At 62.0% G+C, this 7,194-nt stretch carries 10 protein-coding genes; 4 read left to right on the top strand and 6 right to left on the bottom strand.

Features of this window, described 5'->3' with window-relative positions:
• Positions 1-10 precede the first annotated feature (10 nt).
• Entirely contained in the window at positions 11-220 is a 210-nt protein-coding gene (locus EN984_RS16340) for a hypothetical protein (RefSeq protein ID WP_127271832.1), read from the bottom strand.
• A gap of 375 nt (positions 221-595) precedes the next feature.
• On the opposite strand from EN984_RS16340, the gene rpsD reads away from it, so the two are divergent.
• The 4 genes from rpsD (at position 596) to EN984_RS38830 (ending at position 3,491) form a co-directional block, all read left to right on the top strand.
• Positions 596-1,213: a 30S ribosomal protein S4 gene (gene rpsD / locus EN984_RS16345; RefSeq protein ID WP_023759539.1), complete on the top strand. Its 618-nt coding sequence runs from the start codon at positions 596-598 to the stop codon at positions 1,211-1,213.
• A gap of 107 nt (positions 1,214-1,320) precedes the next feature.
• Positions 1,321-2,205, top strand: a complete 885-nt coding sequence (ttcA, locus tag EN984_RS16350) for a tRNA 2-thiocytidine(32) synthetase TtcA (RefSeq protein WP_127271767.1) — start codon at positions 1,321-1,323, stop codon at positions 2,203-2,205.
• Positions 2,195-3,022 carry an inositol monophosphatase family protein gene (locus EN984_RS16355; protein WP_127272588.1) on the top strand — a complete coding sequence of 276 codons (828 nt, stop codon included), beginning with the start codon at positions 2,195-2,197 and terminating at the stop codon, positions 3,020-3,022. Before ttcA ends, EN984_RS16355 begins: the two co-directional genes overlap by 11 nt.
• Positions 3,023-3,257: 235 nt before the next feature.
• The gene (locus EN984_RS38830; RefSeq protein WP_236382783.1) at positions 3,258-3,491 is read left to right on the top strand and encodes a hypothetical protein; all 234 of its coding nucleotides are present in this window, start codon (positions 3,258-3,260) and stop codon (positions 3,489-3,491) included.
• Here EN984_RS38830 and EN984_RS16365 read toward each other — a convergent pair.
• The 5 genes from EN984_RS16365 to EN984_RS16385 all read right to left on the bottom strand — a co-directional run.
• Positions 3,488-4,711 carry a multidrug effflux MFS transporter gene (locus EN984_RS16365; protein WP_164748976.1) on the bottom strand — a complete coding sequence of 408 codons (1,224 nt, stop codon included), beginning with the start codon at positions 4,709-4,711 and terminating at the stop codon, positions 3,488-3,490. The genes EN984_RS38830 and EN984_RS16365 overlap by 4 nt on opposite strands.
• 209 nt (positions 4,712-4,920) lie before the next feature.
• Positions 4,921-5,256, bottom strand: coding sequence for a Grx4 family monothiol glutaredoxin (gene grxD / locus EN984_RS16370; protein WP_006332883.1), 336 nt, complete (start codon positions 5,254-5,256; stop codon positions 4,921-4,923).
• A gap of 141 nt (positions 5,257-5,397) precedes the next feature.
• On the bottom strand, positions 5,398-5,631 hold the full coding sequence (locus tag EN984_RS16375; protein ID WP_010909092.1) for a BolA family transcriptional regulator: 234 nt from the start codon (positions 5,629-5,631) through the stop codon (positions 5,398-5,400).
• Between the two features lie 133 nt (positions 5,632-5,764).
• On the bottom strand, positions 5,765-6,286 hold the full coding sequence (locus EN984_RS16380) for a hypothetical protein (RefSeq protein ID WP_127269498.1): 522 nt from the start codon (positions 6,284-6,286) through the stop codon (positions 5,765-5,767).
• Positions 6,287-6,331: 45 nt separating this feature from the next.
• Positions 6,332-7,194, bottom strand: an 863-nt coding sequence (locus EN984_RS16385) for an AIR synthase related protein (RefSeq protein WP_245480076.1), incomplete at its 5' end; no start/stop codon positions are given.

Genomic DNA, 7,194 nt, shown 5'->3' on the forward strand with positions numbered 1-7,194 from the left:
GGATAGGAGCCTACCAGCGCCCGCTGCAGCGCTTGATCTTGTAGCGTATGACCTTCTTGTGGCCGTGCCGCCAGATAACCTTCTTCTTGATCACGATGCGACAAGCCTGGTGATGCCGGTGTCCGTGCCAATGCCTGGCCTCCGCCGGCTCCGGTGTCAGGACCGCCATGGATCCCGCCAACACAGCGGCTCCCGTCAGGGTAAGGAAGAATTTCTTCATGCGATTGTAGCTCCTCTGCTCCGGTCCCTTCCTGATGCCGCTGGCGCAACCTCCCGCCACATCCGGCACTGTACTCAACCCAGAGACGCTATATCGTCGCCATGGCCTACGCCAGCCACAAGCTTGACACCGGTTAAATCTCCGTTTAATCAGCGCGCCAACACCGGGCCGCAATGCCCGGTGGTTTTCTTTATGTGCGCAAGATGCGTGGAAATCCAATTCTACTATCTTGTTTGAACTGACGTGTCCCGTGGGTTTTCCGCCGCGTTGCGTGGGAAAACCCTGTCAGGTCTCGAAAACGGAGGCCAGAGGAGGGCGCGTTTCCTTCACCCGGACCATGAGGTTCCGGGTGTATTGTTTTGAAAAGGGAATGCGATGAGCAAGCGCGAATCCGCGAAGTACAAGATCGACCGCCGTCTCGGCGAAAACATCTGGGGCCGCCCGAAGTCCCCGGTCAACAAGCGTGAATACGGTCCCGGCCAGCATGGCCAGCGCCGCAAGGGCAAGCTTTCCGATTTCGGCCTGCAGCTGCGCGCCAAGCAGAAGCTGAAGGGTCACTATGGCGACGTTTCGGAAAAGCAGTTCCGCAAGGTTTATGAAGAGGCTGACCGCCGCAAGGGCGACACCTCGGAGAACCTGATCGGCCTGCTCGAATCGCGTCTCGACGCGGTCGTCTACCGCGCCAAGTTCGTGCCGACTATTTTCGCCGCCCGTCAGTTCGTCAACCACGGCCATGTCAACGTCAACGGCAAGCGCGTCAACATCGGCTCGTATCGCTGCAAGCCGGGCGATGTCGTCGAAGTGCGCGAAAAGTCCAAGCAGCTGGTCATCGTTCTGGAAGCGGTCGGTCTCGCCGAGCGCGACGTGCCGGACTACATCGAAGCCGATCACAACAAGATGGTCGCGACCTTCTCGCGCATCCCTGGCCTGGCGGACGTTCCGTTTGCCGTGCAGATGGAACCGAACCTGGTCGTCGAATTCTACTCGCGCTAAAACGAGCGCGTTCTGCGACACCAAGCAAAGGCCGCCCGTCGAGGCGGCCTTTTCTTTGTCGGTCATGTCCGCTAACCCGGCGCTCTGGCCACTGAAAGCGACATGCCATGAACATGCTTCCAGACATCGAACCGATCGCCGACAGCGAAGGCGACTTCCATCCGCTGTTCGCCGACGTGCCGTCCTCGGTCGAATTCAACAAATTGCGCAAGCGGCTGCTGCGGCTGACCCGGCAGGCGATCGAGGATTTCTCGATGGTCAAGCCCGGCCAGCGCTGGCTCGTCGCGCTCTCGGGCGGCAAGGATTCCTACGGCCTGCTCGCGGTGCTGCTCGACCTCAAATGGCGCGGGCTCTTGCCGGTCGATCTTCTGGCCTGCAATCTCGACCAGGGCCAGCCGAATTTCCCCAAACATATCCTGCCGGACTATCTCGACAGTCACGGCATTGCGCACCGGATCGAGTATCAGGACACCTATTCCCTCGTCACCGACAAGCTGCCGGCGGGCAGCACCTATTGCTCGCTCTGCTCGCGCCTAAGGCGCGGCCATCTCTACCGCATTGCGCGCGAGGAGGGGTGCTCGGCGCTGGTGCTCGGCCACCATCGTGAGGATATTCTCGAAACCTTCTTCATGAACCTCTTCCATGGCGGCCGTCTCGCCGCCATGCCGCCAAAACTGCTCAACGACGACGGCGACGTCATGGTGCTGCGGCCATTGAGCTACTGCGCCGAGGCCGATCTGGAAAGATTCGCCGCCGCCATGCATTTCCCGATCATTCCCTGCGATCTCTGCGGCAGCCAGGAAGGTCTTCAGCGGAATGCCATGAAGGCGATGCTCGAGGACCTGGAAAAGCGTATGCCCGGCCGCAAGGATACGATGCTGCGCGCGCTGTCGAACAGCAGGCCATCGCACCTGCTCGACAGGAAGCTGTTCGACTTCGCTGCCCTCAACGACACCCTCACCACAAGGCAAGACATTTCCGATGACATTTGACGACACCGCGATCGATTGGCTGGCCGGCATTCTGGCCGAGGCGGCGCTGACCGAGATCATGCCGCGCTTTCGCCGGCTGGGCGATGGCGATGTCAGGCAGAAGACCTCGGCCGCCGACCTTGTGACCGAAGCCGACGTCAATGCCGAGCGGCTCATCACCGCCAGGCTGCTTGAGCGCTACCCCTCAGCGATGGTCGTCGGCGAGGAGGCCTGTTCCGACAATCCGGCACTGCTCGATGGCTTGGGCGATGCCGATCTGGCCTTCGTCATCGATCCGGTCGACGGCACTTTCAACTTCGCCTCCGGCGTGCCTTTGTTCGGCGTCATGCTGGCGGTCGTGGTCCAGGGCGAGACGGTTGCCGGCATCATCCACGATCCCGTCGGCAAGGACTGGCTGATTGGCGCCAGGGGCGCCGGCAGCCATATCCGGCATGCGCATGGCAGCCTGGAGAAGGTGCATGTCGCGGCACCCGCGCCGATCTCGGAAATGACCGGCTCGGTCTCCTGGCAATATATGCCCGAACCGGAGCGGTCGCGGCTGGCGCGCAACCAGACGAAGATCCTGTCGCAATTCGCCTATCGCTGCGCCGCGCACGAATACCGCCTGCTGGCGAGCGGCCATGCCCACTTCGTGGTCTACAACAAGCTGATGCCGTGGGATCATCTGGCCGGCGTGCTGATCCATGCCGAGGCCGGCGGCCATGCCGCGCGCTTCGACGGCAGCACCTATCTGCCCTCGCATCTCGGCGGCGGCCTGCTTGTCGCGCCAGACCAGGAAAGCTGGCACGAATTGCGTCGCGAGCTTTGGGCGCAATAGGAACGATTCCTGCGTTAGCCGAAGGAGCGGTGCAATTTCACGCAAATCCGGAGGCTCTCGAATGAAACCCCGGTTCGCATTTGTCGCCGCGGCTCTTGCCGCCGCTCTGTCTACCAGTTCCCAGGAAGCAAGATCGCAGGAGCGCAGTTGTCGCAGTTCCGATCCTGTCGATACGATAAGGGAGATGTCGGACGCTATCTATGCCTGCTGGAAACCGCCACCCGGAACCGCGGGCATGTCCCTGACCCTGCGGTTCTCGCTTCGCCGCAACGGCACACTGATCGGCAAGCCTCGCGCCACATATGCCGATCTGGGAACCGATGCCCAGCGCAGCCGTGCCTTCGTGGCATCCATTCTCAGGGCACTCGATGATGCTCTGCCATTGCCCTTTTCGGACAGCATGGGTGAAGCAATCGCGGGGCGTATGCTCGCCCCTCGGTTCACGGCAGCCCTTGAGGGTGCATCCTAATGCAAGTCGGTGATGTGCCCTGAAACGGGCGCGTTCTGCGGCTGGAACATCTTGCCGCGCTCGGCGATGAAGATCATCAGCAGCGCCGCGATCGACACGCTGCAGAAGCCGGCGGCCAGCGGCGTCACCGTGCCATTGAAGGCCTGGCCGATCAGCGTGCCGAGAATGCCGCCGAGAAACGTCTGCATGAAACCGAGGATCGACGACGCCGTGCCGGCCAGTTGCCCGAGCGGCTCCATGGCCAGCGCGTTGAAGTTCGCGCCCAGCGCACCGAACGGAAGCATGGCGCAGGCAAAGAAGGTGATGAACAGCCAGAGCGGCATCTTCATTTCCAGCGAAACGATCAGCCAGGCAAGGCTGATGACCAGGAACAGCAGCAGCGCGCTCTGCGACAGGCGGCGCATGCCGATGCGGCCGACAAGGCGCGAATTCAGAAAGTTGGAGAAGGCGAGCACGCCCGCGACGCCTGCGAAGATGACCGGGAACATCTCGCCGACATGGAAGATGTCGACATAGATCTGCTGCGCCGAAGCGATGAAGCCGAACATGGCGCCGAAGATGAAGGTGCTGGCGAAGGCATAGCAGATCGCAATGCGGTTGGTGAGCACGATGCGAAACCCGCCGACAATGGAGTTGAGTGTCAACGGCCGGCGATGTTCGGGATGCAGCGTTTCAGGAAGGCGCAGCAGCGACCAGGCCGAGACGAGGAGCGCACCGACGGCCATGGTGACGAAGATCCAATGCCAGGTCGCAAACAGCATGATGAACTGGCCGATGCCGGGAGCAATGACCGGTATCGCCATGAACACCATGAAGATCAGCGACATCACCTCGGCCATGCGCCGGCCGTCGAACGTATCGCGCACGATCGATACGGCGATGACGCGGGTGGCGGCCGCACCAATGCCTTGCACGGCCCGGCACAGCAGAAGTGTCTCAAAGCTTGGCGCAATGGCGGCAGCCGCGGCCGCGGCGACATAGATCACCAGCCCGGCGACCAGTGGTGCGCGACGCCCGAAGCGATCCGAGATCGGCCCGAAGAACAACTGTCCGCCGCCGAAGCCCAGAATGTAGGCCGTTATGACGTACTGCCGGTGGTTTTCATTTTCGACGCCGAGCGTGGCGCCGATCTGCTGCAGCGCCGGCAGCATGATGTCGATGGCCAGCGAGTTCAGCGCCATCAGCGCCGCGCACAGGGCGATGAACTCCCAGCGCGGAATGGGCAGTTTGCTTGCCGATTGCGGCGCTGGTTTTGGCTGGTCCACGGCAAGTCCGATCTTTCAAACGAAAATGCGCCGGCGGGCCGGCGCATTGGCTCGTCCTGGTCCTGGGTTCAGGACATGAAAATTGCCGAGGTGGGGCTGCCCCGGGTGCCTGGTGCTCGATGCCCAAAATCAACGTCGATTTTCGGGCATGCACAAAACAGAAATCAGGCGGCGCCTTTGACGCTGACGCCCTTCTCGACGAGGAATGTCTGCAACTCACCGGCCTGGAACATCTCGCGGATGATATCGCAGCCGCCGACGAATTCGCCCTTGACGTAGAGCTGCGGGATCGTCGGCCAGTTGGAGTATTCCTTGATGCCCTGGCGCAGTTCGGCCGAGTCCAGGACGTTCACGCCTTTGTAGTCGGCGCCGATATAGTCGAGGATCTGGACAACCTGGCCGGAAAATCCGCATTGCGGGAAACCGGGCGTGCCCTTCATGAAAAGGACGACGTCGTTGCCCTTCACTTCATTGTCGATGTAGTCGTTGATACCGCTCATGGAATATCCTTTCCCGCCTGTGGGAGTCAGGCTCGAAACATATCCCTTCAAATAAACCCAACGATTGCTCGAAACAAGACGTTAGCCGTGCCGTGGCTGAAATGGCGCAAAGGATGAGCCGTGTTGGGCCAAGCGCTAAGGTCAGTCGGGAACGCTGGTCTGCAAGGCGAGTGCGTGCAGCACGCCGCCCATATTCCCTTTCAGCGCGTCATAGACCATCTGGTGCTGCTGCACGCGGCTTTTCCCCCGAAAGCTCTCGGCCACCACCTCGGCCGCATAATGGTCGCCGTCGCCGGCGAGATCGCGGATCGTCACCTTGGCGTCCGGAATGCCGTCCTTGATCAGTTTTTCGATGTCGTGGGCATCCATTGCCATGGCAAAATCCTGTTTCGAGCGGCCGGTGTCAGGCCATAAGATGAGAGTCGGGCGAGCCTAAAGCCTTTCCGGTCCGGATTGAAGCCGTTCTGTCCCACCAACGGCAAGACGGCCCGACGGCTTCAGAGAAAGACTAGGCCGGTGGGCTTGCTTCATCCTCGGCAACGTCGTCGCGTGTCGAGAAAGCACGGCCAAGGCTAAAGGCCAGCACATAGAGCGGCGCGTTGAGCACAAGGCCGACAATGGGGAGATAGCTCGTCATTTGCCAAGCCGGTGAGAAGAACCCTTGGCCATAACCGTCGCAGATGAGCGACGAGCCGTACTCCCACAACGCGCCTACGACCACCGCGCTGGCAAAAAGCTTGATGCAGGTGACGATATGCCTTGCCCGTGCCGGATCCGGCGCCAGGCGGTCCCACAGAACCAGGCAGATGATCGGGACCGCGTAGATGAGATTCTGCGCGATGAGCATGGGGATGGCGCCATTGGCCGCGGCAAGGAACTCCGCGCGCGTTTCCAGCCGCATGCACACCTCGCTCGAGGTTGTCGACAGCAGGAAAAAGACGAACGGTCCCAGGAACCAGAAGAAGAACAACGACGGCCAGAAGACGACTGCAATCAGCGCCCGACCAGCCAGTTTCCTGTGATTGATCATGAGTTTCCCGAAAAACCGTTCCCACTTTTCGGGATCATGCTCTCGTCAACTGGCCTGGTCCATGAAGCGGGGGAACCAGCCTTCGTGCGCCGCGGAGAGTTCGCTGACCGGGATTGCCCTGGCGTCGCCAAGCTTCAGCGCGCTGCCCCCGGTCGAGCCGATCCACGGCGCGAAGATGCCGAGTTCGCCCTGCTGCTTGCGAATGGCGTCCCATTCGTCACCATGCGGATCGATCGACAGCGTCAGGAGATAACGGCCCTGGTCCTCGCCGAACCAGACCGGGATCGGGTCGGTGCCGACAAGACCGGGAACGGCGGCGCCGATTCCGGACGCCATCGCCATCTCGGCAAGTGCAACGGCGACACCGCCATCGGAAACGTCGTGCGCCGCCGTGACGATGCCGGATGCGATGAGCGCGCGCACATGGTCACCGACGCGCTTCTCATGCTCGAGGTCGACCGGCGGCGGCGGGCCATCCGTGCGGCCGTGTACGTCACGCATATAGACCGATTGCCCGAGATGCGTTCCCCAGGACGCGGGTGCGCCGACCAGCAAGATCATCTGGCCCTCGGCCGCAAAGCCGGTCCGCACCATCTTCGACCAGTCGGCGATCAGCCCGACGCCGCCGATGGTCGGGGTTGGCAGGATGCCCTGGCCGTTGGTCTCGTTGTAGAGCGAGACATTGCCGGAGACGATCGGGAAGCCGAGCGCGCGGCAGGCGTCGCCGATGCCCTTCACCGCGCCGACCAACTGGCCCATGATCTCGGGCCGTTCCGGGTTGCCGAAATTGAGGTTGTCGGTGGCGGCCAGCGGCAGAGCGCCGGTGGCGGTCAAATTGCGCCAGCATTCGGCCACCGCCTGCTTGCCGCCCTCATAAGGGTCGGCCTCGCAATAGCGCGGCGTCACGT

This window comes from Mesorhizobium sp. M7A.F.Ca.CA.004.12.1.1 (assembly GCF_003997835.1).
Classification (GTDB): domain Bacteria; phylum Pseudomonadota; class Alphaproteobacteria; order Rhizobiales; family Rhizobiaceae; genus Mesorhizobium.